Genomic DNA, 24,632 nt, shown 5'->3' with positions numbered 1-24,632 from the left:
TCCCTTTTCCGAGGGAAAAATCCGTTGATAGCGTATGCTTCCGAAGCAGCTTTCTTTCAGAAAGCTTTAAGGCGAACGCTCCGCTTCTCCAGAATCGATTTCGTCTCCTTCACTACTTACGTATCTTGTCAGAAACTGTTTTTAAAATGAATCGCTATAGTTACATTTCATATTATTATAAGGAGGTTTTAACATGTTAGCATTGGTATACAAATCGGCTTGGGATGTAGTGCTTGAGGAACGGCCTGTTCCAGAAATCGCAAGAGACAATCAGGTGCTGGTTCGAATCCGGGCAACGGGTGTGTGCGGTACCGACCTTGGTATTGTTAGCGGTAAATATCATGCGGTTCCTTCCGTTATTCTGGGTCATGAGTCTGCCGGGGAAGTCATTGCCGTGGGCTCTGCTGTAACGACACTGCAACCGGGCGACCGGGTTGTCATCGATCCTACCTATTATTGCGGGCAATGCGACATGTGCAGAACAGGCAGACAAAATCACTGCACACATAAGTCGGTTACAGAGACAGGTGTGAGTGCTGACGGTACATTTACGGATTATTATGTAACCGAGGATCGCTTTTTGTATAAATTGAAGGACCATGTGAGCTATGAAGAAGCGACCTTGACTGAACCACTGAGCTGCATGCTTACAGGCATTAATCAGATCCATCTGCTGCCGAATTTTAGAACGATTATCCTCGGCGCAGGGCCGATTGGTATTCTATACAGCTACGCCCTCGCTTCCAAAGGTGTCACTGGCTGTCTCGTCGACATCTCCGAAGAACGCCTGGCTATTGCAGGTTCGATTGCACCGGATCGCTGGGAGGTTCATTCATCCTTTGAAAATGCGATAGAGTCGCTGGCACCAACAACTAATCAGGTTGATATGATTGTGGATACGACAGGCGTTGTCGGCACACAAGTGCTCTCGCAACTCGCCAGCGGCGGTTATCTCATGCTGGTCGGTCTGAGAGATGGAAACACATCGTTCAATCCCAAGGAAGTTGTGGACCGCAGTCTGAAAATCATTGGCTCCATCGACTCCCTGGGTACATTCGCAACAGCACATTACATGATTGAGCAACAGATTATCCCGGCGAAAAAAATTATCACCCATTCGTTCCCGTTGGAGGATTACGAAGAGGCATTCCGCACGCTCGGCTGCGATATTCAGGGGCGCACACTTCAAGCTTCTTCACATGCCATCAAAGTGGTGCTGCAATCCAGCGGCTCCAGTATCTAATGTAGCAAGTTAATCATGATTGAGATAAATTAGAGATAATTGCTTACAGAATCCTGGAGGAGGAATACAACATGGTAGCAAACAAGGAGTTTGACGGGCTGGGAGAGTCGAAGGATGACAGCATTCAGGCAGTCATTTTTGACATGGATGGCGTACTGATTGACAGCGAACCGATTTATTTCGAGATTGAGCGCAGCTCTTTTGCCCATTTTGGCGCAAAGATGACGGAGGAAGAACATCACACCTATGTTGGAGTTACGCTGGAATCGATGTGGCGGCAAGTGTTGGACAAGCACCAGTTGACGGCTACCGTGGAAGAAGCCCTCGCCTACCATCAACATAATGTGATGCAGACGATGCTGGCTCACCCGAAGCTGACAGCCATACCTTCCGTAGAACGCTGGTTAAGCTGGCTGCATGAGCAGCACATTCCGATAGCCGTTGCTTCTTCATCTCCACGTGCACTGATCGATCTGATCATGGACAAGACCGGACTTGGAAAATACTTTGAGGTCCGAATGACAGGTGAGGAAGTCACGAACGGCAAACCGGCTCCGGATATTTTTCTGACTACAGCTGAAATGATTGGAGCATCCCCTTCGAACTGTCTTGTCATTGAGGATTCGCGCAATGGTGTTCAGGCCGCCAAAAGTGCAGGCATGCGCTGCATCGGATACCGTAATCCGGGATCAGGTGACCAGGACTTATCCAAAGCCGATCTTCAGATTTCCAATTACGATGAGTTATGGACGCTCAAGGATACACTTCCGTTGGAAGGCAGATCGCCAAGCTTGTCGGAAATAAACTAAGACGAAAATAAATAACCCAAACGGCTTCAATTCAATGGAATTGGAGCCGTTTGGGTTTTGCTTGCTGCAAATTTAACGCGAGAACGCAAACTCAAATATCGTCTAGACCGAAATATCCAGACTTCCACCCAAATTAGGATGAGGAGCCGGAACCGACTTTAACATTTCTGTTAGTTGTTGACCTTGCTGCTCTGCCATGTCTTTCGACATTGACATAACTTGCAAGCTCGCCGACTGCGCCACTGAGACTTGACTCATAGCCATTGATAATGCTGCAATATCCATGTTCTGCACTCCTTTCGTTTTCTGGTCAATAGGCATACCTATTTTATATCGGTCAGGTGGGAGGAAATATGTAATTCTCTCCTTCATGTCCATCAGCTTAACATTCGCCCCACCCTAAATCCCCCCGAAGATGCTATAGCAATACAAAACATCAACCAATACGTATATGTTAAAATCATGGGGGAGGGTTGTTTATGAACGGAAAAAAATTTGTTATCCTTTTATCAGTCATCGCCGGACTTTGCGTCGGGTTATTTGGTGGATTTATCTACTGGGCCTTGTCCGGAGTCTAGAACATTTCTATGAAAAAGAGTCCCTAACCCAAGTATTTTAATACCCCCTCCGTTTCCTTCGCTCTCAGGGTTACTTTGGCTAATAACTGTTCCGGCTGCTGAAAATCCTCTTTGATCTCTGCCATCATTTCCTTCAACATCTCTTCCAGTTGCGCTAGTGTAGTCTCTTTAGGTAAAATCCGAGTTCTTGCGATCTCATGTTTACGAAACGAATCATCGTACGATGGAACTGTTTCCTGACCGAATGCACTTATTTCTAGCTCAACTTTTATTCCTTCCGACATTGGTTTCACCTCTTCCCACTCATTTGAAGTTGATTAGGACTCAATCAATCCATATTTCACAAAACTGTGGTACAAACCATCTTCTTCGATAGTCCCAGTTATATCATCTGCAATGGCTTTGAGACCTGGCTTGGCATTGCCCATCGCAATCCCTACAGCACAGTACTCCAGCATTTCCGCATCATTCATGCCGTCCCCAATGGCGAGTGTATCTTCACGTGACATACCCAGATGCTCCAATAAATCTGCAATAGCAATGGCTTTATGAATGCCCGGGATCATCAGTTCACCGCTCCCTTCACCGAAGATGGGCACTGTGCACTGAATGACTTCAAATTTGCCTTCGAACTCCTGCTTGATTCGATTGAACGGAATCGTAGAGCTTTCCAGAAAACAAACTTTGTTTACGTCGTCCTTGTATAAATCGGCTTCACCATATGTCAAACCAGCAATAAACGGATGTGGCTTTTGTTCTTTTTTCGCTCTGGCACCGGGATCATTCTCTACATCCCCATAAATGCGACGTTCCAGATGAGATTGAAGATTGGCGCTGGCGTACAAAGCCGAATTGGATTCGAGGTAGAAGTCAATCTGGTGTTCATTGAAAAAATCGACCATATGTCGTACATCTTCTGCCGTTACCCTTTTGTGATACAGCACATCCTGACCGAATTCAATATATCCACCACCAGCACCGATCAGACCGTCAAATCCTACGTCCCAAATAGAATCATAGATTTCCGCCTTCGATCGTCCTGTACATAAATAAAGCAGATGTCCATTTTCACGTGCCTGTTTGCATGCCTGTTGTGCGGAAACCGGAATGTTGCCGTCATCATCTACCAATGTGCCATCAATATCTATAAAAACAATCTTTCGATTCGTTGTACTCATCTCGTATCCCCCATTAAAGTAATCCAAACGCATCAACCTATATTCCCCTTCAGTATCCGCAGTTCGTACATCAAAGTAATCATAGTCATAATCACTTATTTTATAGCAATTTGTCCATATGCACCGTCTGCCAATCATCGTCCTGCTCCACTACAACCACATATCCCTGACGTTTCCAGAAATCCACGGCACCAGGCAAAAAGCGATGTGTATGCAAATACAAGGTTGTGTAGTGCAGCTCTGCCAACACTTTCTCCAGTTCTCTTACGAGGAGTGAACCGATACCGTATCTGCGATATTTAGAATCCACATAACATTTTACAATTTCGGCGGCAGACTGCTCAGGATATTGTCCATTCACAGCTTCGATACGCCCATCATAAGGCAGGATACCGATGGAACCCACGATCTCATTTTCTTCCGTGACCGCAACTAGAAAGACAGTAACGGCTGAATCCAGATAATGTTCTTTGAATTGCTCCAGATCTACAGGTAATTCCTCATGATCCAGCATTGGAAATACTTCTTTGCGTACACGCATGGCAAAATCAATTGCATCTTTCATTTGGTGCTCTTGAATAGCTATCACTCTCGGGACCGCCTGAAGCTGTGTCACAAAATCCACATTCCTTATTCTTAGATTCGAGCCCGTTTCAGCTCCGTATACGAACCCAACGAAACGCAAGTTCGCTCTCTGCTTACAATTCTACCGAAATAAACTCTTCCTATCAATCTATCTAAACTCCTAACCAAAATAGCAGAAAGCCCGCGCGATTTGATAGGGTTCGCATACGATAAGGCGTGTCATCAATCAAATTCGAGGGGGAAGAACATATGTGGTTATCGCTTGGAATGTCTGCTGCAGCTCTGCTGGCAATTGGGTTCGTCTATCGTTATGTGGAAGATAAACTTGCCGCCAAAAAGTTTTATCCCCACGCACCCAAGCAGCTGTTAATCAAGTTCAAGGAAGGTACGACAGCTGACGAGATGCACACTCTGCATAAAAAAGCAAAATGCAACGTAGCCGAAACGTATGAAGATCTGGGCTGGTATCGCCTTGAATCAAGAAAGAAAATGCAACGTATGTTAAAACACTACAAGGATCATGTGCTCATTGAGCACGCTGAACCTAACTACTACCTTCAGGCATCGTTTACACCAAATGACCCGTTTTTCCCTTACCAATACAACTTGCAAAAAATCAATGCTCCTGCTGCCTGGGATATTTCCCAAAGTAACACTTCGGTGAAAATCGCGATCATTGACACTGGTGTGCAATTAAACCACCCAGAGCTCGCTGGCAAGCTCCTTCCCGGATACGATTACGTTGATTATGATAATATTCCCGAAGACGGTAACGGACACGGTACCCATGTAGCTGGAATTGCGGCTTCTATAACCAATAACGGAGTTGGCATTGCAGGTGCGGCACCACTCGCTTCGATTGTCCCGCTGCGTGTGTTGGATAACAATGGACAAGGTACAACGGGTAACGTCGGAAACGGACTTGTTTATGCGGCCAACAACGGTATTCAAGTCGTTAACCTGAGTCTCGGTGGACCAACGGGAGAAGCCTTTCTTCAGGCTGCCGTGCAATATGCATGGGATCGCGGCGCTGTCATTATCGCGGCAGCAGGTAATGATAATACTTCGTATCCGATTGTACCTGCATCTTATCCCAATGTCATTGCGGTAGCTTCAACCAATCCTTCCGACCTCAAATCGAATTTCTCAAACTATGGATCGTGGGTAGATATGGCTGCACCAGGTGATACCATTCTGTCCACATACCTGGGCGGCTCTTATGCCTATCTAAGCGGAACGTCCATGGCCGCTCCTCATGTAGCGGGAGTGGCTGCATTGCTGGCTTCCCGTGGGAAAACTAATGCGCAGATTCGTGATGCCTTATGCTTCGCATCCGATCCCGTATCCGGCTCTGGTGTCTACTGGACATATGGGCGACTGAATGCCTATCAGAGTCTGCAAGTGCCATAACACAATTACATTCACTCCTAATGGCATAGATCATCGCTATTTGCATTTCTCACGAATAAAGAAATCAAAAAAACCATGGGGCTTCATCGAAGCTCCATGGTTTAAATAAGTTTATTTGGTTCTACACTTTTGCTGCCCATATTTCGATTTCAATTTTAATTTCGGGTAGACCTAACTCCGTAATATATCCAATTGTCATCGCAGGATAATCCTGACTGAATAATTGTCCCCACTCAGCGTATAAGAAATCCCAATCGATTTTCTCCGTCGCCCATACGTTAACTTTGATAATATGGTCAGCATCTAAATGCTCGGATTCGAGTACTCTTTTAATATTATTGAATGTATTCGTGACTTGCTCATTCAGACTGTCCGGAAAGTGTCCCCTACGATCTGCTCCAATTTGACCCGATGTCACGAATAACTCTGCATTCCTCGGAATTCTTGTAATATGCGTGTACTGTCCTACAGGAGCTGGCATATTAGCTGGATTTTTTCTAGTAATTTTGTCGGTTTTCATGTTGATTACCTCGTCATTCTTAAGATTTTTCTGCGATATTCCCTAGTTTTCTTCCTCATTTGGGCACACTTCTCCCTTGGAATAGATTCTAGAAAAAGACAGCAGTGGAGTATCCATATCCCGGAGATATAAACGCAAGTGATTTTTTCTTCATGATTGGATGCTCCTCCCTTCTTAAGTGACAAGATTCTCTTGATCTTTTCATTATATATATGAAACAAATTATGAGTCAAATTCATCCCTCATAAGCAAAGAGCAATCCCGTGTCAACGAGACTGCTCTTTGTAATATTCGAAAGGGACTACACCTGGAGTTAAAAATATTGCGCTCCATTATTGGCAATAACCTCTTTGTACCAATGGAAACTTTTCTTTTTCACTCTGCGAAGTGAGCCGCTTCCATCATTGTTCCGGTCTACATAAATGTAACCGTAACGTTTTTTCATCTCCCCTGTACCCGCGCTGACCAGATCAATCGGTCCCCAGCTCGTGTAACCCAGAAGCTCAACCCCATCCTGAATGGCTTCAGCCATCTCGGCAAAATGACGATTCAGATAATCAATGCGGTAATCGTCTTCAACGATGTCATTGTCTAGTAAAACATCCGTTGCACCAAGCCCATTTTCCACAATAAACAATGGTTTGCCATAGCGATCATACAGCTGGTTACAGGTAATTCGAAGACCCTTCGGATCAATCGTCCAGCCCCATTCGGAAGCTTGAAGATACGGGTTCTTCACTGAACCAAACACATTACCTTCGGTCGAATCCTTCAAAATCTCCGGATCGGTACTTGTACAGCGGCTGGCGTAATAACTGAATCCGATATAATCGACTGTATTCTGCATGAGAATATCTGCATCTTCCGGCTGCATATCAATCACAATTTCGTGTTCTCTGAAGAAACGCTTCGTATACCCAGGATACGCTCCTTTGGACTGAACATCGATAAAGAAGAACGACTCCCGATCCTGCTCCATGGCTTTCCATACATCGTCTGGATTGGAAGTGTACGGATAAACCATGCCTGCTGCCAGCATGCAACCAATCTGTGCACCTGGAATGATCTCGTGACAGGCTTTCACAGCCAAAGCACTAGCAACCAATTCATGATGCGCTGCCTGATAGAGAACCTGCCCTTTATTCTCACCTTCCTGGAGAACAATACCCGCTCCAATGTACGGAAGATGCAGCAGCATATTGATTTCATTAAACGTCATCCAGTATTTCACCTTGTCCTTGTAACGATCGAACAATGTCTTGGCATAAGTCTCAAAGAAACCAATCATCTTACGGTTCTTCCACCCGCCATACGTTTCGACCAGATGTACAGGGACATCAAAGTGACAGATTGTGACCACAGGTTCAATATTGTACTTCAATAATTCGTCGAAGACATCATCGTAAAACTGCAATCCCGCCTCGTTCGGCTCAGCGTCATCGCCATTAGGGAAAATCCGTGCCCAGGCTACTGAGAGCCTGAAGCACTTGAATCCCATTTCCGCAAATAGTGCGATATCTTCTTTGTATCGATGATAGAAATCAATCGCTTCATGCGAAGGATAAAACTCGCCATCTTTGGGCTCATATGAATTGAGATTTCCCAAAGCAATCGGGAAGCGATTAGCCCCCGTGGGGATCAGGTCAACCGTAGTTAACCCTTTGCCACCTTCAAGATAGGCTCCTTCAAGCTGGTTCGCGGCCGTTGCTCCTCCCCATAGAAAATTCTCCGGGAAGGCTGTTAATTTTTCATACATTCACGTCTACCTCCTATCCATAATGAACGTTCATTTAACCGAGCACTGTAAGCAATTTGTCTTTCTCTTTCACAGATGCATCCTTCGTGCCTACTACATCCAGATAATTGGACGTGTTCGTAATAATAATCGGTGTAACCGTCTCATATCCGGCATCCTTGATCGCTTGCAGATCAAATTCCATGATCAGATCGCCCACATTAACGCGGTCGCCATCTTTTACATGAGCTGTGAAATGCTGACCTTTCAATTGCACCGTATCCTGTCCGATATGAATCAGCATCTCAACACCATCATCAGTGACAAGTCCAATGGCGTGTTTGGTGCGATATACCGTTTGTACGACACCCATGATTGGAGATACGACTCTGCCGCTGGTTGGACGAATCGCAATCCCTTTACCCATATGCTCTCCTGCAAAGGTAACATCATTGATCTCTTTCAGTTCAACCACTTCACCAGCCATTGGGCTGAAAATTTCATATCTGTTGTTCGGGTTTGGATCAAGTACAGGTGTTGGCGCTGGAACTGCGTCTGCTTTGTCTTTGAAACCAACAACATACGTAAGAACAAAACCAAGGATGAACGCAACCGCTGTAGCTACAAGAGCCATGTAGAACCCGGAATCAACGCCTGTTTTTGAGTTGATGAAGGTCGGATAGCCGAATACGCCAAGTCCGCCAAACATGTACATTTTCGATCCGAATAATCCTAGAATTCCGCCTCCAATACCACCTGCGATACAGCTCATGATAAATGGTTTTTTCAGGGGAAGTGTCACACCATAGATGGCTGGCTCAGTTACACCGAAGATCCCCGAGATGAAAGCTGGAATACTTAATGATTTCAATTTGGCATTCTTGGTTTTTAACATAACAGCGAGTACTGCACCAATTTGGGCAAAGGAAGCGGCGAAAGACATCGCAACCACTGGGTCAGAACCGGACGTACTCAGGTTCAGAAGCATGACTGGTACGAGTCCCCAGTGAAGACCAAACAATACAAACACTTGCCACAAACCGCCAATGACCAAACCTGTAACGAGTGGGCTTAATTCATAGATGCCTGTTGCTCCCGCACCAATCAATTGACCTGCCCATGTGGATATTGGACCAATTACAAGGAATGTTGCAGGAACGATAACCAGCAGTGTGAAGAATGGAACCAGGAACGTACTAACCACTTTAGGAATAACATTTTTGAAGAATCTCTCTATTTTCACTGCAAAGAATGTAGCGATAATGATCGGAATAACTGATGATGAGTAATTCATCAGGATTACAGGAATACCCAAGAACGTAATGTGAATTGGTGATTCAAATAATGTACCTGCGAACAACGTATACAGTGGATCACCCGCAGTCAAACCGGACAGCGTAGGATATACGAGTGTAGCTCCAATCGCCATACCGAGGAACGGTGAGCCGCCAAATTTTTTGATGGCCGTATAACCCAGGAATACCGGGAAGAAGTAGAACAGACAATCGCCCGTTGCATTCAGCAGATGGTACGTACCTGATGTGTCCGCTATCCATCCGAAGGACAAAAACATGGCTGTAAAACCTTTGATCATCCCCGTCGCAGCCAGCAGTCCAAGCAGCGGAGTGAAGACACCAGAAATCATATCAATAAAGCGACTAAACAAACTTCCCTTGTTACCAGAACTTTCCTGCTCTTCTGGAACCTGGCCCTCAGCAGGCAGATTACCAGCTTTTACAACGGCTTTATATACATCCGGCACTTCATTGCCGATTACGACCTGATATTGTCCACCACTCTGCATGACGGTAATGACACCCGGCAGATTTTTAAGTTCTTCCGTTTTAGCAACGCTTTCATCTTTGAGTTTAAAGCGCAATCTCGTTACGCAATGGAATACACTGTTTACGTTTTTAGCTCCGCCTACACCAGACAAGATGTCTTTGGCCAGTTGATCGTAGTTCATAGTAATTCTCCCTCTCTAAGTAGACTCCCGATGCTTGTGAAACAAAGAAAACCTGAACTACTGAACATACACAACGCACCGAAAAATCCGGAAACAAGTCGTGATATTCAGCAATTCAGGTTTTGCCCTTAACGGTTGCAACCCTGTAAGGCTGTACACAGCGATATTCAGTTGTAGCATTAACAACTTCATCTTAAAGTAAGTTGCAACCCATCTTTACGGACCCAGAGTGGTCGGAAGTATCGGAATTGCCTGATTGAACAGTTACAATCCGATTGATGTATGCGCTTACTTTATGGATTCATAATATAATAACTTCTAATCTTTTGCAAGCGTTTTTTTAAGAATCTTTATTTTGTAATATCGTTACTCTGAAGTGGCATGCACCACACGCTCAATATGAATGGTTAAATACATCATTTCTTCGTTAGTCAGTTGATACGTGTAGTTATTTTCAATGAATTTTCTAATCTTCTCCGAGCACTTGTGCGCTTCAGGATACTTTTTCTGAATCATCTCGAATAACTCATCGTCGTTGTTGCTCTTATAATGCTTGCCTTTTACCAGCCGTTGGGCGAAAAACTTCAGATGAGTCACAAATCGATAATAATTCAATGAGTTCTCGTCAAAGTCCATTTTGAAATGATATTTGATGATCGTCAAAATCTCCTGCATGACCTGAGTCATGCTTCGGATGTTAGGCATCTCTTCGTTAAGTGCTGCATTTACAAAATGAAGTGCCATAAACCCCGCCTCATCTTCCGGCAAAAGCACACCAAACTGATCACAAATCATATTTAACGCTTCCAGCCCTACCTCATATTCGTCCTTGTAGAGTTGCTTGGTCTCCCACAGCAGTCCATTACGGATGGGCAGATTGTTACGATAACGTTCAATGGCAAAATGAATATGATCCGTCAGATGCAGATAGATACTCTCGTTTAGCTTTTTCCCAAGCTTCAGCTTGGCATAGGCAATAATCTCTTCAGACACTTTCATGTATTCCAGTGGTATGCTCGCGATTAATGCCTTGAAATTTTCCTGAATATTTTCATTCTGTAAAGTAAATATCTTATCAATATGCTGCTCCGACACCTCATCGCCGGCTCGCTTCTGAAAAGCAATTCCCCGGCCAATAACGATGACTTCACGTTCATCTTTAATCGCAACTACAGCATTATTGTTTAACACCTTCTCGATCTTCACTTTATCCACTCCAATATACAGAAAAAGGCAAACCGTGCCTTCCATGAGGTCACTGGCCTTGCCCATTTCACTTCAATGTTAACTATATGTGCGTTCATGGTATTACATTTTTCTACATTGTGCAACAAAAAAATCGATGATGCTTTCCACCTAAAAAAACACTTTCTGATTGCATAAATGAATCTGTTTATCTGCTTTGTATTTTTTTCTGTTTGCGAATAATCATTCTGTATCTATCTACCTTCCCATTATAAGCACTCCCTTAGCATGACGCCTTATCCAGGGAATTATACTTGCACCCAGAGCTCCAGATCCAGAATTTCAATACCTGTCTGTATTAGATCTGTATCATTCAGCCTACTCCTCGCCTTCCACTTCGTCCATTAATAAACCAAAATTTATAGATACGTTCATGAACATTTTCGCGCCAGTTCAGATAAAAAGTGCTTGCACTTATTCACTATATTTTGGCTAATATGCTTCTTGAAATTCTGTTGAATTCGGATCATAAATAAACAAAAAAGCCCTCCTTAGAGGAGGACTTAATGTGTCCGAATGATGAAAAATTGCATACAAAAAAAATTAATTATCATTATTTCGTCACGCTTTTCTCACTTTTTTGCAGACATATATCATCTCTCGAATCCATTGGCACCCTATTTTTCCCTTTTCGTGTAGTCGGTTCATCATGATTTATTCTTTTTACTTTCCTTCTCCAGCTCTGCTTCGATTCTTCGATTAATGATCTTCAACTGGTCCGAATCCAAGTGTTCGATATCCGTTAACTGTTTATCGATCTGGTACTCTTCCGCTTCACCCTTGTGCATCAATCCCAGATGATGCTTGATGGAATGAATATCCTCGCGCATACTCATGGTCTGACGATAATTGTCTGCAACAAGTGCAAAGATAATAGCGCCTGCCAGAATCGTACCATATGGGATCAGAAGACACAGAACAAATCCTACTATTAAAGCCAAAATGATATACATGCTTTTCCCCTCCACTTTCAATTACAGTTTGAATCGTTCTTGGATCAGGTGCGCCACGTCTTTCGGGCTCTTGTCGGTGTTATTAATCCGAATATATTGCTCATACGTAATTTCTCCGGGCTCAGAGTTCAATCGATTTTTCTCCATGCTCGAAAGCAAATCCTTCTCTGACCATTCGACATTACGCTTCGTTGCTTTGTGCAGCAGCCGATGTGGACTCCTGTTACGCTCCAGTCGTTCCGTCGGATCAGCCTCCAGTTCAACATAACATACCTCTGCACCTCTGGACTCAAACAACGCGCTGACTTTGCGAATGTACTCCCAATCCTCTTTCATATCAAATGCCCACACAAATGTAAAAATCAAACCGGGCAGCTCGCTCTTCGCCACTTCTTCAAAAATCTCCTGACGGAACAGATTAACAAGTCTCTTTCCTTGAGGTGTACCATAACTGAAATAAGGGGACACCAGTTCAATCGTCATATGATTGTGAAACAATTTCAGATCGGTGATCTTCTCCAATTCCTGACCCACCGTCATTTTCCCTACAGCCTGTGGACCAAAAATAATGATGAACTTCATTCCACCACTCCTGACATTAACAACATGTATTCCATTAATTGAATTTTATGGACATTAGCCCATAATAACGCCTCTTCGACAAATAAAAAAGAGATTTCAAGTCACCCGCTGAATGTTCAGGGCTTGAAATCTCTTTTTCGGTTTTACTTTATATTCATCGTTACACAGTCTGCCCAACGTTAACGTCCGATCAGAACCCATCCCCACTTCATTCGACGAAGTCCCATGGCAATAATCCATGAGAGCAAAATCGCCACAACATAAGACAGCATAATACCAAGACTGAAGTGTGGGGCGAGTTCCACGGTGAGTTCTCTTCTCCAGAACAAGAGCACTAACGGGTGTATTAAGAATACACCAAACGCCACCGTACCCAAAGAGTTCAGAATGCGAGTTGTCCGATTAGATCCATTCTGTTTCCATGCACCTATTCGTTCACATACGATCAGTAAGAGTAAGCAGGCTGAGAGAGTAAACAGATTACGGAATAGAAATAGCAACGTATAGGTTAGCGCCGGAGTTGCGGCGAAAGCCGTTTTTATATAAGTATTACCGTAAATAAACACTGCTCCTCCGCTCAACAATGCAGCAATCAGCACATAACGGTACGAGAACAATTTCTTCAAAGCCGCATCGAAGTTCAACCCAATCCATGCACCGAATCCAATAACAATTAGGTAACTGGGCAGCAAACTCCCCATCCGTGAGAAATGAAACTGCAAATGCAACGCGTAAAAAACAGCCTGCGCAGCAATAAAGAACAAAGGTAAATATCGATTAAACAAACGATAACGTGTTAACGATAGAAGTAGTGGAAACACCACATAAAATTGCAAAATAATCAGAAAAAAATATAAATGCGTGTGTGCAGTACCGGTTAACAATTGCTCCGAGAACTGCTTCATATGTGCCAGAGGCTCTTTGCCTGCTAGCCATTGTTTGACGATAAAATAAATGAGTGACCAGGCCAGATAAGGCACAAAAACATAAAATAATCGCTTTTTATAAAAAGCGGGCATCCAGCCCTTTTCCTTCATCTTGGAGCTGTAATTGTAGAACAACACCAATGAGGACAGAAACAAAAATGCAGGTACGGCGAATTGCAAAAAGCTGTTCCAAAAATAATAAAAGTTATGATCCAACGTGTGCTTGGGATAATGTGCAACTGCTGTTGAAGTCGCATGAATGGCGACCACTGCCATAATTGCAAAAGCACGATAGAGATCCAGATACTCAATACGCCGGGGCCGATTAACCGGTTGATTCATAATAAAACCTCACTTATGCCTGATAGGATGATAGTTTCCGGCCGCAATCCAGATTCTAACCTTTATTTTAATCAGCAGACGTGGGTATTACAATCATGATCTATATTATTTTGTTAAATTACAACAAGATTCAGCATTATTCGACATTAGCTATTTACCTATCCAGAACCGCTCAACGATATTCCCGTCAGGTTCTACATAGTCTTGATCCTGGATGCCCCCGTTACGAAGAATAACTCTTCTGGATGCCTCATTATGTGCGTCACATACGACTAATACTTTGGGAATCCCAAGATCTTTGGTAATTTCCAAGGAAAGCTTGAGGATCTCTGCACCGTATCCGTTTTGCCTCTCGCCTGGACGAATTCCATAACCAATATGCCCTCCGCTATGGAACAGCTTCTCATTCAATTCATGTCGTATATTTACGGCTCCAACAACTCGATCACTCTCCGTCACGAGCCAGTATGTACTGTCCCTAACCCAGCCCTCAGGAATATCGATGCCTTGTTCACTGCGTTCCAAAAAAGCTAACATCTCTTCAAAAGGATAAGGTTCTTTCGAAATGACCCACGGCACCATCGATTCTCCGCATGCAACCCAATCTTCATAAAATGCTGCATACGTTTCTTTATATTCAGCTGAAGGTTTGACTAGTCTAACTTTCTCTTTGCTCATTCTAAATACGTCCTCCTTACTCATATTGATATTGCTATGCTCCTTCACCCTAATATACTAATTCACAGTCATGATGCTCCCAGACGTCGAACAGATTACCGTCCAGATCCTCGAATGTAAAGAACTTTCCGTATTTGCCCTCATCACTAACTTTGCCAACACGAACTTGACTAGCAGTGAGTTCAGTATGGAGTTTAACGATATCGTCTGTAAAAAAGGTGATGACCCATCTCTTCTTCTGCTTCACTTGAAATACGGCTCTGGATTCATGATCACTTTCAATCAGATCGAGAATTGGTCTATTGTCTCTAAAGAGGCTGATATAGCCTTCTCTTGGCTGTCTAATATTAAATCCAAAATGGTTCACGAACCATGCTGCTGACTGCTCTACATTTGTTACAGGAATGACATTGTAGGCAATACCTAGAATTTTTCCAGTCGTCAACTTTATCTTTCTCCCTTCATTGCATTAATATTGTGGTCTTCGTATCAAAATGAAGAAAAATTTCTCTGTCCAAGTAAAAAAAAGAGAACCTGCGTGTGCAGATCCTCTACTCGGTCCAGCTTTCGCTATTATATTAGTTCACGATCCTGCTTGCTTATTCCTCTAATGCACACTAGTTATACTGATTCCACCTGTTGTGCGTGCACTTCCTGATCTGCTTTAATTACCTTGTATGTGAATTGATAGCTTCCTGATCCCAGAGCAATTCGTACATCTGATCCCTGCGTTTGAATTTCGTGAATGTCCGCTACTTGGTCCACAGCTTTTCCGTTCTCCAGGACCGTCTGCACATCTGCTCCAGGAAGAAGGACCGTGCCTGTCGTATTGGCAGGAATGGTCACACGAACCTCCATCTCGTTATTATCGCGGCGATACCAGTTGGATGTGACAGAACCGTACATGGTCTCGAAACTCGCTTCGACCCACTCCAGTCCTGGTCCTGGTTTGGGCTCGATGTGTACGATGCGGAACCCGGGCTGTTGCTCATCTGTGTTAATTCCGGCAACATAACGATATAACCACTCCCCTATGGCACCGTAAGCATAATGGTTGAAGGAATTCATGTCTGCACTCCACAGACTGCCATCCTCCCTGATTCCGTCCCAATGCTCCCAAACCGTAGTTGCACCTTGTGTCACTTGATATAACCAGGATGGATAGTCTTCCTGAAAGAGCAGCGTATAGGCCAGATCATGATTTCCCGTATCACTCAATACCGGATTCAGATAAGGTGTTCCAACAAATCCGGTGGTTAAGTGGTTTCCAGCGTCCGCAACCAGTTTTCCCAACTGATCAATGGTACGTTTCCGAGCTGCAGAATCCAATAGGTCAAAATGCAAAGCAAGTACATGGGCAGTCTGAGTGGGAACTGCAAGTTTGCCCGCAGGTGTCACAAATTCATCTTGAAAGGCAGCAACAATGTTGTCATGCAGATTATCAAAATAAGTTACATCTTCCGCTTGCCCTAACACCTCAGCCGCCTTCCGTGTTAGAGAAACAGAATAGGCGTAGAATGCAGTTGCTACGAAATCCTTATCTGTAGCCCCAATATAGCTGTCCGGCTTGGAATCCAGCCCGAGCCAATCCCCGAAGTGGAAGCCAGTATTCCACAAGTAAGGATTCTCTCCTTGAGCATGAATGTAATTAATCCAGCGCTTCATGCTGTCATATTGCTCGGCCAACAGCCTGACATCACCGTACATCTCGTAGATCGTCCATGGACAGATCACCGCGGCATCCCCCCAGGCAGCGGAAGAATGATTCGTATCCCCCCATCCGTCTGACGTGGAACTTCTCAAATCAGGAACGTAGAAAGGAATGCCTCCATCCTCCCCCTGATCCGCCTGCAGATCCCTCAGCCATTTGGTGAAAAAAGGCGCCGTATTCATCAGGTATGAGGATGTTCGTATAAACATCTGCGCGTCTCCCGTCCAACCCAGCCGCTCATCACGCTGCGGACAATCTGTCGGTACGTCAACGAAATTCCCTTTTTGCCCCCACAATATATTGTGATGAAGCTGATTCACGAGTGGACTGGAGCTTTTGAAATCACCGGTTCGCTCCATATTGGAATGCATAACTACACCTGTGAAATCCTCGAGCCGAATCTCGTCTGGGAATCCAATCAACTTCACATAACGGAATCCCTGAAATGTGAAACGTGGCTCGTACGTCTCCACTCCACCGCCTTTTAGGGTATAACGAATGCACTGCGTTGCACCACGCAGGTTGTCAGTGTAGAAATTACCCTGATGATCCAATATCTCGGCATGTAGCAACTCAACCGTATGCCCCGTTTCACCCTGAATTCTGAATCTCACCCAACCGACCATATTCTGTCCCATATCCAGCACACGTTCTCCCAGTGGAGTTGTAAGCAAGGCGATAGGTTTAATTTGCTCTATTGGCGTTACGGGAACGTTCTCTTGTGCAATAATAATCTCCTTCGAGTAATCCAGCACACGTACTGGCGACCATTGGACTGAGGATGAATCCTGCCAATCAGATTCCATACGTGCATCATACGTTTCACCCATATAAATGTCCGAGCTGCGAATGGCGCTGCGGGAACTCTTCCAGTTTCGATTCGAAATAATATGTTCTTCTGAACCATCGGTATAATGAATATGAAGTTCCAGCAGCAAGCCTGCGTTCGTACCGTATATCTCCTGCTTTTTCTCCCATCCCAAATGTCCTTTGTACCAGCCATCTCCCAGATAAGCACCGAGTATATTCTGTCCATTCTGAAGCTGATCGGTAACATCATAAACCTGATATTGCAACCGCTTACTATAACTGGTCCAGCCCGGGGTGAAGTACGCTTCGCCCACTCGCTGATTATTCAGATGAAGTTCGTACAATCCAAGTGCAGTCACATATATTCTTGCCGAAGCTACAGGCTTTTTCAATTCAAACGAGGTACGCAGTCGTGGGCAAGACTCATCCTGCTGAGAGGAAGGATCGACTGTGATCCACTCCGCCTGCCAGGCATCTTCACTACCCATGAATCCCGTCTCGAAATACGCTGTCTCCGACCAGTCTGATTCATCTCCTGCACGTTCCCAGGCACGAATGCGATAATAGTAGCGGGTTCGTGCTTCGGGCACCCAGTGCTCCAGTTCAACATGAATGGACTGATCAGAGCTTTTTTTGCCGGAATCCCACTCCATCTGAGCAAAATCTTCCGTCCGTGACAACTGAATTTGATAATCTGACTGTACACAATTTCTGTGATCGGATTGCAAATGCCAGCTTAATCTGGGTGACGTGATATCTAGTCCAATCGGATTTACTCTATACTCACAACGCAGATGACTTATGGTCAACATCAGAGAAACATCCCTTTCCATCGTGGTTTCCAATTCAAGGTTACGATATAATTATATCGATTCTGTGATCGGAAATACCCGGTAATGAGGACAGTTTAACCCGGTTATCTGGTCATTCCAACTAAGGAGGCTATTCCGTGAATCCAACCATTCAGCTGTTCAAGAGTGAATCCTTTTTCCAGAATAATCTGAAGCTGTTCGTGAACCGATGTTCCGAGGATTTTATGGTTCCCTTTCACGCACACGAGTTTGTTGAGTATAGTTATGTGGCAGAAGGAAAGGGCTTTCATCACATTGGTGACGATATTATTCCGGTACACAAAGGGATGTTATTTGTCATTCCAGTCGGCGTTCCTCATGTATTCCGCCCAGCTACTGCGAATGTATCAGAGCATCCACTCATTATCTATAACTGTCTGTTCAATTCCGAACTGATCCACACCCTGTCCATTATTATTCAGGAGCAGGAGATTCGAAACCATCTGACAGACCTGGAAAAGAATCGGGTTCCTTATGTATCCATCACAGATTACAGCCAACGGATGGAAGAATTAATGGTAAAACTGTACCGCGAATCTGCCGTTCCGGGAATCGGCTCTTCCACGATCCTGTATACGCTTGTTAGCCAACTCGTCGTGACGACTTACAGACAGATCCATCAAGCTACCTGCAAAGAGAAGGAAAATGCGACTGATATGGAACATATCCTTCATTACCTGGACCAACATGTTAACGAACGAATCCGTCTAAGCGAACTGGTGAGTATTTCTGGTTGGAGCGAAAGACATATTGGGCGCATGTTCGTGACCCATACCGGGCGGACATTTGGTGCTTATCTACAACATTTGCGCATACAAAAAAGCTGTGAATTGCTGAAGAATTCACAACATAAAGTCAGTTTAATTGCTGAACTTGTAGGTTACCGGGATGTAGATTCATTTTACGCTGTCTTTAAACGAATTACGGGAGAAACCCCGCAGAGCTATCGCAGGAACTTCAGAACTGAACCATTGAATTAAGTGTTCCTGCCTTCCGTTCCTTTTCCAGGAATCATCTCTGTAGCGAATCAAGCTTGCTATCTGCATGTTCTGTTTCAAGCAGACGATCTACATAAGCCTTTGCACCTTTCCAAGAGGTCATTAACGGAAACTGATGCTGCTCCCGTTCGTTTATATTCCAAGGATGAGGGATACAGATGACTTTTTTTCCGTCATTCATCGCGGGTATCAGATTATGTGCTCCATCATCAATTAACAGATCGAAGTTAATCAAGTTTTTCCGTTTACAGGTTATAAACTGTTCTGGAGATATGTATGGCATGTGCTTCTGAAGCCAATTCCACTTCTCCACAACCGTTTTGGGCTCAGCCGCCGTTAGGATTAGCAGATCATAGGCTTGATGGAGCTTTTCCACCTCTTCTACTACATATTCATCGTAAATCTCCAGTTCCTCAAACAGCCCTGGCCGACCGTAAAATACATCATGTGTACATTCCGGATGGCGCATATGGGATGTGTCCCAATGTATCATATCCTCATATCGCAGCGGATGGGTTGGGAAGTTGATGTTGTTATGATAGATGGCTCGCTTGACCAGATGACATATGGTGTCATCCATATCTACAGCAATAATAGGTTTCTTCATCTTTATCCCCTCCAATAGGATCACAGTATATCATCATCGTTGTAACAGCGCTATCCTTTTTGAGCTCAAAATAAAAAGCGGCCCCTGCGCCGCAATAACTGCTGCGCAAGGACTGCCCCCGAAATCAACCCAAATCTTCGCCATTCGTAGCGATGACGTTCTGATACCAACCAAAGCTCTTTTTCTTATAGCGATTCAATGTGCCTTGTCCGTTGTCGTCCTGATCGACGTAGATTACGCCATAACGCTTGGACATTTCCGAAGTGGACGCACTGATGATATCAATCGCACCCCAGTTGGTATAACCCATAAGGTCTACCCCATCCATGACTGCTTCTTTCATTTGTGTAATATGTTTTCTCAGATAATCTATCCGATAATCATCATTAATGGAACCATCGGCCTCTACGGTATCCTTGGCCCCAAGTCCGTTTTCCACGACAAACAATGGCAATTGATAACGATCATACAGCTCTTTTAGCGCCACACGAAGTCCGATCGGATCAAGCTGCCAGCCCCATTCTGTACGCTCCAGGTTCGGGTTCTTAATCGTGCTGTACAGGTTGCCTCCAGTTACCCCATATTCCTCCGGATTCACTGCGGATACCAGCGATGTGTAATAGCTGAACGAGATGAAATCAACCGTATGCTCTTTCATGATCGCTTCGTCTCCTGCTTCCATCGCAATGGAAATGTCATGTTCAGCCCAATAACGAGCCATAAAGGTTGGATAACTTCCTCGCACTTGTACATCAGTATGCAGCAGGTTCAGCTGATTATCGATCTGAGCTTGCAATACATCCTCCGGCTTCGACGTGGCCGGGTAGTGAATCATGCGCGCAAGCATACAGCCAATCTGGAAGTCCGGGTTAATCTGACGCGCCTTCTGCGTTACCAGACTGCTGGCAACAAACTGATGGTGAAGTGCTTGATAGGAAGCTTGCATCACATTATCGACACGATCTTCAATGATGCCTCCACCCGTGAATGGCTCAATAATGGTTGTGTTGATCTCATTAAACGTCAGCCAGTATTTCACCTTGTCTTTGTAGCGATTCATTACGGTCTCGGCGTATTTTACAAAATGTCCGATAACTTCCCGACCTGCCCAGCCGTTGTACTTCAATACCAATGACATCGGCATTTCATAGTGAGAGAGCGTCACGAGAGGTTCGATATTGTGTTTACGCAATTCGTCGAATACTTCATCATAGAAACGCAATCCTTCTTCATTCGGCTCTGCGTCGTACCCGTTCGGGAAAATACGCGGCCAGTTGATGGAAAGACGGAATGTCTTGAAGCCCAGCTCGGCGAATAACGCAATGTCCTCTTTGAAGCGGTGATAGAAATCAATACCGTAACGCTTCGGGTATCCCTTCGCACTGTGGTGAGCCATCGCTTTCTCAACCGTTGCACTGGTCACGTGCATCAGTTCTCTAAGGTTGGTGTAATCCTTTTTCTCAAAATAAGGAACCATATCCGCTGTGGACCAACCTTTGCCCCCTGCATCAAATCCACCTTCAGCCTGGTTGGCAGCAATTGCGCCGCCCCACAAAAAACCTTCTGGAAACCCTTGTCGATTGATCATGCGTATCTCTCCTCTTCTTATTGATGTCGTCTATTTCTTCTTAAGTTCGTCTTTAGACTTTAAATTTCAGCTTTCAATACTTCTTCACCGATTGTAATTGCACCCAATTTCACAGGCAGAACCTGCTTGTAATCTGCTGTATTCGTAACGACCATCGCCGTTGTAATGTCATATTCCTTGGAGATTTGATCAAGTTCAAACGTGAGTAACTTATCTCCGGCCTGTACACGTGCTCCCGTAGCGACATGGGCCTCAAAATACTGACCGCGCAGTTTCACAGTGTTGATCCCCACATGGATCAGAAGCTCCATTCCGTTATCACTGCGGACCACGATCGCATGTTTCGTTTTGAACACATTCATGATGGTACCTGTAACTGGTGACACCAGTTCGCCAACCGTTGGAACAAATGCCACACCTTTACCCATCAATTCATCGCCAAACGTTGGATCATTAACTTCTTTGAGTGCAATCGCTTTACCCGTCATCGGTGCGATGGCTACCGCATCACTTGTTGGTGTTGGAGCCCCCATATCGTCCACGTTCACAGTTGCAGCATTGTTGGAAGGTGCTGCCGCTGGTGTCGTAGAAGCGCCTGGTGAGAATTGAGCCAATGCCTCGGCATCGCCCTCTTCTTCCTTGATCCCGAACACAGTTGACATAATTGCACCCACGACAAAGGCAAGAATCATACCGCCAAAGGAGTACCAGAAGGTTTGTCCGATCAGGGATGGCAGACCCGGGAGACCACCGTTACCTGCAAGCACATAAGCTTTGGCTCCAAAAGCAAGCGCGAATCCGCCACCCACTGCACTACCAATCATCGCAGCGGCAAACGGTTTTTTATATTTCATGTTTACGCCGTACATGGCTGGCTCGGTTACACCCATCAGAGCTGTGAAGCTGGTGGACAATGCAACGGTTTTAAGCTTTTTGTCTTTTGCACGGAAGAATACGCCTAACGTCGCTCCTGCCTGTCCCATATTGGAGATGAACGTCAGTGGCAAGAATTTATCGAAGCCTAATGTAGCAATATTGCTCAGGATGATCGGTACGAGCGCATAGTGCATACCTGTCATAATAATGAGCGCCATCGCGCCGCCCAGAACAATCCCTGCAATTAATCCGCCTTCGTTCAGCAGCCAGTTAATACCACCGGACAAGCCGCTACCTACAAATGTTCCCAGTGGACCGATCGCAATCAGTGTTACCGGAACCATAACAAGCAAGGTAATCAGTGGCACAAGCAGCAACTTCAATGCTGCTGGAATAACGCGGTCAACCCATTTCTCAACATAAGACATCAGCCATACGGCAAGCAAAATCGGAATAACCGATGAGGCATAGCTGACAGCCGTTACCGGAATACCAATAAACGCAACCGATTCACCGCTGGATAGCAATGCGCCCATATCGGGATACATCAGCGCAGTACTTAGCGCAATGGCTACAAACGGATTACTGCCGAATTTACGAGCGGCACTAACTGCGATTAGCAGCGGAAGGAAGTAGAATACGCCATCCCCAATGGCGGAAAGGATACGGTACGTGTCAGTGCCTGCTGACATCCACTCCAGGGATACGAATAATGCAAGCAATCCCTTGAGCATACCCGCAGCTGTAATCGCTGGAAGCATTGGTGCAAAGACACCCGCAATCGTCTCAAAAATATTAAGAATTACATTTTTACTTTTTTCCGGTTTAGGCTGTTTATTTTCTGTACTTTGCTGTATTGCCGGATGTTCCTTCACCATAGCATCAAATACTTTGGACACATCATTCCCGATAATCACCTGGAATTGATCTCCTGAGATATTTGTTCCCATGACTTTATCCAGTTTCTTGAGTGAATTATTATCCACTTTATCGTTATTTTTCAGATCAAATCTCAGTCGTGTGACGCAATGATACACTGAGTTGATATTGTTTGTTCCCCCAACGGCTTTGATGATTTCCTGTGCCGTTTCCTGATGTTTCATGATCATTTCCTCCTCATTTTTCCAATAAAAAATACCCGAACAAATAGCCACGTCTTCTACGTGTCATTCATTCGGGTATTGCCTGATTGAACAGTAACAAGCCCATTTGATATTTAGTTAGGTTCTGGTTCATGTGCTGATATTTCATTGGTCACGCTTCGATTTCATTAACCGCTCCAGATGAAGGGTCAGATACAACTGTTCCGAATGCGTCATATCATACTGATAGTTCTTATGGATAAAAGTCTCAATCTTGCCGATACATTTGAAGGTTTCGGGATAGTTTTTCCGTACAACCTCGTATAAATACTCCTCCGCATCGTCATGTGACGAGTGGGTAATTACCCGTTGGCAGAAATACTTCAAATGAGTAATGAAACGGAAATAGTTGACGCTATCTTCATCCAATTCGACATTGAAGTGATATTTGATAATGTTCATGATCTCTTGAAGCAGCTGCATCAAATGAGTAACATCGTTCATGGAATCATTGACTTCCGCATTGATGAAATGCAGCGCTATGTTGCATATTTCATCCTTGGGAAACTCCACTTCCAGTCTTTCCTTCAGCAAGGTGAGCGCTTCCCGGGCCACGTCGAACTCGGCCTTGTAGAAATGCTGTACTTCCCAGGAGAGTGGATTGCGTGTAATCATTCCCTTTTCCAGACGCTGGACAGCAAAATGAATGTGATCAGACAGTGAAACATAAATCCCGTCACTGATGGTTTTGTTCAATTGCGTACGTGCCAGTGTCACAATATCATCTGTCGCCTGCAGAATTTCAATCGGCACTTCCGTGACGATGGACTTGAACTTCTCATAGATCGATGCATCCTGAAGCCGGAATACTTTCTCAATCCGTTCTTCATCAATCTCATCGCCTGCCTTGAACTTAAACCCGATACCCCGGCCGAGGATCAGCAGTTCCTGGTTTTTGTCATCCACGGTACTGACAATATTGTTATTAAATATCTGTTTAATAATCATTATGGACCCACCTGTTTTTTTTGAGGATTAAAAAAGGGCAAAACCAAAATAGAAATAATAAAATCATTTCCATAGTGGTTTTGCCCGCATTACCGGTAACAAGCCTCGGATATAATCTATCACAACCTGAAAACGGTGTCAACCCAAAATGCTACCACTGCTATTTCACTTCATCTTGCTTTCAAGAAATATTTCCCTACAGTTCCACGGGTGAGGGGTATGCAGTCTTAATATGTACATGTTGATACAGAAACAAACTGGAGAAGTCTTCTACTCAACGTGGGAATGTTTTCTTTTCACGGTAACTCATCTGACTTGAGCACAAATAGGAGCCCTTCTTCCGAAGGGCTC

At 44.6% G+C, this 24,632-nt stretch carries 22 protein-coding genes; 4 read left to right on the top strand and 18 right to left on the bottom strand.

Annotated features, from left to right (window positions below):
* Positions 1-193: 193 nt before the first annotated feature.
* Together CRO25_RS02920 and CRO25_RS02915 are read left to right on the top strand one after the other, a co-directional pair.
* Positions 194-1,243: a zinc-binding dehydrogenase gene (locus tag CRO25_RS02920; RefSeq protein WP_079693960.1), complete on the top strand. Its 1,050-nt coding sequence runs from the start codon at positions 194-196 to the stop codon at positions 1,241-1,243.
* A gap of 71 nt (positions 1,244-1,314) precedes the next feature.
* The gene (locus CRO25_RS02915; RefSeq protein ID WP_079693961.1) at positions 1,315-2,052 is read left to right on the top strand and encodes an HAD family phosphatase; all 738 of its coding nucleotides are present in this window, start codon (positions 1,315-1,317) and stop codon (positions 2,050-2,052) included.
* A 102-nt stretch (positions 2,053-2,154) separates the two neighbouring features.
* Here CRO25_RS02915 and CRO25_RS02910 read toward each other — a convergent pair whose 3' ends face one another.
* From CRO25_RS02910 to CRO25_RS02895, 4 genes are all read right to left on the bottom strand, one after another.
* Positions 2,155-2,337, bottom strand: a complete 183-nt coding sequence (locus tag CRO25_RS02910) for a YjfB family protein (RefSeq protein WP_024630505.1) — start codon at positions 2,335-2,337, stop codon at positions 2,155-2,157.
* 316 nt (positions 2,338-2,653) lie between these two features.
* Positions 2,654-2,914 carry a hypothetical protein gene (locus CRO25_RS02905; protein WP_079693962.1) on the bottom strand — a complete coding sequence of 87 codons (261 nt, stop codon included), beginning with the start codon at positions 2,912-2,914 and terminating at the stop codon, positions 2,654-2,656.
* 33 nt (positions 2,915-2,947) lie between these two features.
* Positions 2,948-3,808: a Cof-type HAD-IIB family hydrolase gene (locus tag CRO25_RS02900; protein WP_079694281.1), complete on the bottom strand. Its 861-nt coding sequence runs from the start codon at positions 3,806-3,808 to the stop codon at positions 2,948-2,950.
* Positions 3,809-3,908: 100 nt separating this feature from the next.
* The gene (locus CRO25_RS02895) at positions 3,909-4,397 is read right to left on the bottom strand and encodes a GNAT family N-acetyltransferase (RefSeq protein ID WP_256863558.1); all 489 of its coding nucleotides are present in this window, start codon (positions 4,395-4,397) and stop codon (positions 3,909-3,911) included.
* Positions 4,398-4,642: 245 nt separating this feature from the next.
* Between CRO25_RS02895 and CRO25_RS02890 the strand changes: the two genes are divergently transcribed.
* Complete coding sequence (locus CRO25_RS02890; protein ID WP_079693963.1) at positions 4,643-5,803, top strand: S8 family peptidase; 1,161 nt, start codon at positions 4,643-4,645, stop codon at positions 5,801-5,803.
* A 121-nt stretch (positions 5,804-5,924) separates the two neighbouring features.
* On the opposite strand, the gene CRO25_RS02885 is transcribed toward CRO25_RS02890, so the two are convergent.
* From CRO25_RS02885 to CRO25_RS02840, 10 genes are all read right to left on the bottom strand, one after another.
* Positions 5,925-6,323 (bottom strand): RidA family protein, encoded by a 399-nt coding sequence (locus tag CRO25_RS02885; protein WP_079693964.1) that lies wholly within the window; start codon positions 6,321-6,323, stop codon positions 5,925-5,927.
* Between the two features lie 313 nt (positions 6,324-6,636).
* Positions 6,637-8,079 carry a 6-phospho-beta-glucosidase gene (locus CRO25_RS02880; protein ID WP_079693965.1) on the bottom strand — a complete coding sequence of 481 codons (1,443 nt, stop codon included), beginning with the start codon at positions 8,077-8,079 and terminating at the stop codon, positions 6,637-6,639.
* A 34-nt stretch (positions 8,080-8,113) separates the two neighbouring features.
* Positions 8,114-10,024 (bottom strand): beta-glucoside-specific PTS transporter subunit IIABC, encoded by a 1,911-nt coding sequence (locus tag CRO25_RS02875; protein WP_079693966.1) that lies wholly within the window; start codon positions 10,022-10,024, stop codon positions 8,114-8,116.
* A 366-nt stretch (positions 10,025-10,390) separates the two neighbouring features.
* Positions 10,391-11,230: a BglG family transcription antiterminator LicT gene (gene licT, locus CRO25_RS02870; protein ID WP_063563219.1), complete on the bottom strand. Its 840-nt coding sequence runs from the start codon at positions 11,228-11,230 to the stop codon at positions 10,391-10,393.
* 686 nt (positions 11,231-11,916) lie between these two features.
* Complete coding sequence (locus CRO25_RS02865) at positions 11,917-12,222, bottom strand: hypothetical protein (RefSeq protein ID WP_079693967.1); 306 nt, start codon at positions 12,220-12,222, stop codon at positions 11,917-11,919.
* A gap of 21 nt (positions 12,223-12,243) precedes the next feature.
* Positions 12,244-12,804 carry an AAA family ATPase gene (locus CRO25_RS02860; RefSeq protein ID WP_079693968.1) on the bottom strand — a complete coding sequence of 187 codons (561 nt, stop codon included), beginning with the start codon at positions 12,802-12,804 and terminating at the stop codon, positions 12,244-12,246.
* 179 nt (positions 12,805-12,983) lie between these two features.
* Entirely contained in the window at positions 12,984-14,072 is a 1,089-nt protein-coding gene (locus CRO25_RS02855) for an acyltransferase (RefSeq protein WP_079693969.1), read from the bottom strand.
* A 150-nt stretch (positions 14,073-14,222) separates the two neighbouring features.
* A complete protein-coding gene (locus CRO25_RS02850; protein ID WP_079693970.1) occupies positions 14,223-14,750 on the bottom strand; it encodes a GNAT family N-acetyltransferase in 528 nt (175 codons plus the stop codon).
* Positions 14,751-14,799: 49 nt separating this feature from the next.
* The gene (locus tag CRO25_RS02845; RefSeq protein WP_079693971.1) at positions 14,800-15,195 is read right to left on the bottom strand and encodes a VOC family protein; all 396 of its coding nucleotides are present in this window, start codon (positions 15,193-15,195) and stop codon (positions 14,800-14,802) included.
* Between the two features lie 176 nt (positions 15,196-15,371).
* Positions 15,372-18,083 carry an alpha-L-rhamnosidase gene (locus tag CRO25_RS02840; RefSeq protein ID WP_079693972.1) on the bottom strand — a complete coding sequence of 904 codons (2,712 nt, stop codon included), beginning with the start codon at positions 18,081-18,083 and terminating at the stop codon, positions 15,372-15,374.
* 137 nt (positions 18,084-18,220) lie between these two features.
* On the opposite strand from CRO25_RS02840, the gene CRO25_RS02835 reads away from it, so the two are divergent.
* A complete protein-coding gene (locus tag CRO25_RS02835; RefSeq protein WP_079693973.1) occupies positions 18,221-19,102 on the top strand; it encodes a helix-turn-helix domain-containing protein in 882 nt (293 codons plus the stop codon).
* A 31-nt stretch (positions 19,103-19,133) separates the two neighbouring features.
* On the opposite strand, the gene CRO25_RS02830 is transcribed toward CRO25_RS02835, so the two are convergent.
* The 4 genes from CRO25_RS02830 to licT (CRO25_RS02815) form a co-directional block, all read right to left on the bottom strand.
* Entirely contained in the window at positions 19,134-19,727 is a 594-nt protein-coding gene (locus CRO25_RS02830; RefSeq protein ID WP_063563119.1) for a hypothetical protein, read from the bottom strand.
* 124 nt (positions 19,728-19,851) lie between these two features.
* Positions 19,852-21,315: a glycoside hydrolase family 1 protein gene (locus CRO25_RS02825; RefSeq protein ID WP_079693974.1), complete on the bottom strand. Its 1,464-nt coding sequence runs from the start codon at positions 21,313-21,315 to the stop codon at positions 19,852-19,854.
* Between the two features lie 59 nt (positions 21,316-21,374).
* Positions 21,375-23,294 carry a beta-glucoside-specific PTS transporter subunit IIABC gene (locus tag CRO25_RS02820; RefSeq protein WP_072733348.1) on the bottom strand — a complete coding sequence of 640 codons (1,920 nt, stop codon included), beginning with the start codon at positions 23,292-23,294 and terminating at the stop codon, positions 21,375-21,377.
* Between the two features lie 144 nt (positions 23,295-23,438).
* Positions 23,439-24,281 carry a BglG family transcription antiterminator LicT gene (gene licT / locus CRO25_RS02815; RefSeq protein WP_079693975.1) on the bottom strand — a complete coding sequence of 281 codons (843 nt, stop codon included), beginning with the start codon at positions 24,279-24,281 and terminating at the stop codon, positions 23,439-23,441.
* Positions 24,282-24,632 lie beyond the last annotated feature (351 nt).

Origin of the sequence: Paenibacillus sp. RU5M, assembly GCF_900221055.1 — a bacterium.
Lineage (GTDB): Bacteria > Bacillota > Bacilli > Paenibacillales > Paenibacillaceae > Paenibacillus > Paenibacillus marchantiae.
The sequence above is the reverse complement of the archived record's forward strand: the minus strand, read 5'-3'. Positions and strand labels throughout refer to the sequence as shown.

Excerpts from the sequence above, each read along its gene's own strand:
- CRO25_RS02920 (WP_079693960.1), top strand. The coding sequence starts at position 194 with ATGTTAGCATTGGTATACAAATCGGCTTGGGATGTAGTGCTTGAGGAA.
- CRO25_RS02915 (WP_079693961.1), top strand. The coding sequence starts at position 1,315 with ATGGTAGCAAACAAGGAGTTTGACGGGCTGGGAGAGTCGAAGGATGAC.
- CRO25_RS02910 (WP_024630505.1), bottom strand. The coding sequence starts at position 2,337 with ATGGATATTGCAGCATTATCAATGGCTATGAGTCAAGTCTCAGTGGCG.
- CRO25_RS02905 (WP_079693962.1), bottom strand. The coding sequence starts at position 2,914 with ATGTCGGAAGGAATAAAAGTTGAGCTAGAAATAAGTGCATTCGGTCAG.
- CRO25_RS02900 (WP_079694281.1), bottom strand. The coding sequence starts at position 3,808 with ATGAGTACAACGAATCGAAAGATTGTTTTTATAGATATTGATGGCACA.
- CRO25_RS02890 (WP_079693963.1), top strand. The coding sequence starts at position 4,643 with ATGTGGTTATCGCTTGGAATGTCTGCTGCAGCTCTGCTGGCAATTGGG.
- CRO25_RS02885 (WP_079693964.1), bottom strand. The coding sequence starts at position 6,323 with ATGAAAACCGACAAAATTACTAGAAAAAATCCAGCTAATATGCCAGCT.
- CRO25_RS02880 (WP_079693965.1), bottom strand. The coding sequence starts at position 8,079 with ATGTATGAAAAATTAACAGCCTTCCCGGAGAATTTTCTATGGGGAGGA.
- CRO25_RS02875 (WP_079693966.1), bottom strand. The coding sequence starts at position 10,024 with ATGAACTACGATCAACTGGCCAAAGACATCTTGTCTGGTGTAGGCGGA.
- CRO25_RS02865 (WP_079693967.1), bottom strand. The coding sequence starts at position 12,222 with ATGTATATCATTTTGGCTTTAATAGTAGGATTTGTTCTGTGTCTTCTG.
- CRO25_RS02860 (WP_079693968.1), bottom strand. The coding sequence starts at position 12,804 with ATGAAGTTCATCATTATTTTTGGTCCACAGGCTGTAGGGAAAATGACG.
- CRO25_RS02855 (WP_079693969.1), bottom strand. The coding sequence starts at position 14,072 with ATGAATCAACCGGTTAATCGGCCCCGGCGTATTGAGTATCTGGATCTC.
- CRO25_RS02850 (WP_079693970.1), bottom strand. The coding sequence starts at position 14,750 with ATGAGCAAAGAGAAAGTTAGACTAGTCAAACCTTCAGCTGAATATAAA.
- CRO25_RS02840 (WP_079693972.1), bottom strand. The coding sequence starts at position 18,083 with ATGTTGACCATAAGTCATCTGCGTTGTGAGTATAGAGTAAATCCGATT.
- CRO25_RS02830 (WP_063563119.1), bottom strand. The coding sequence starts at position 19,727 with ATGAAGAAACCTATTATTGCTGTAGATATGGATGACACCATATGTCAT.
- CRO25_RS02825 (WP_079693974.1), bottom strand. The coding sequence starts at position 21,315 with ATGATCAATCGACAAGGGTTTCCAGAAGGTTTTTTGTGGGGCGGCGCA.
- CRO25_RS02820 (WP_072733348.1), bottom strand. The coding sequence starts at position 23,294 with ATGAAACATCAGGAAACGGCACAGGAAATCATCAAAGCCGTTGGGGGA.
- licT (WP_079693975.1), bottom strand. The coding sequence starts at position 24,281 with ATGATTATTAAACAGATATTTAATAACAATATTGTCAGTACCGTGGAT.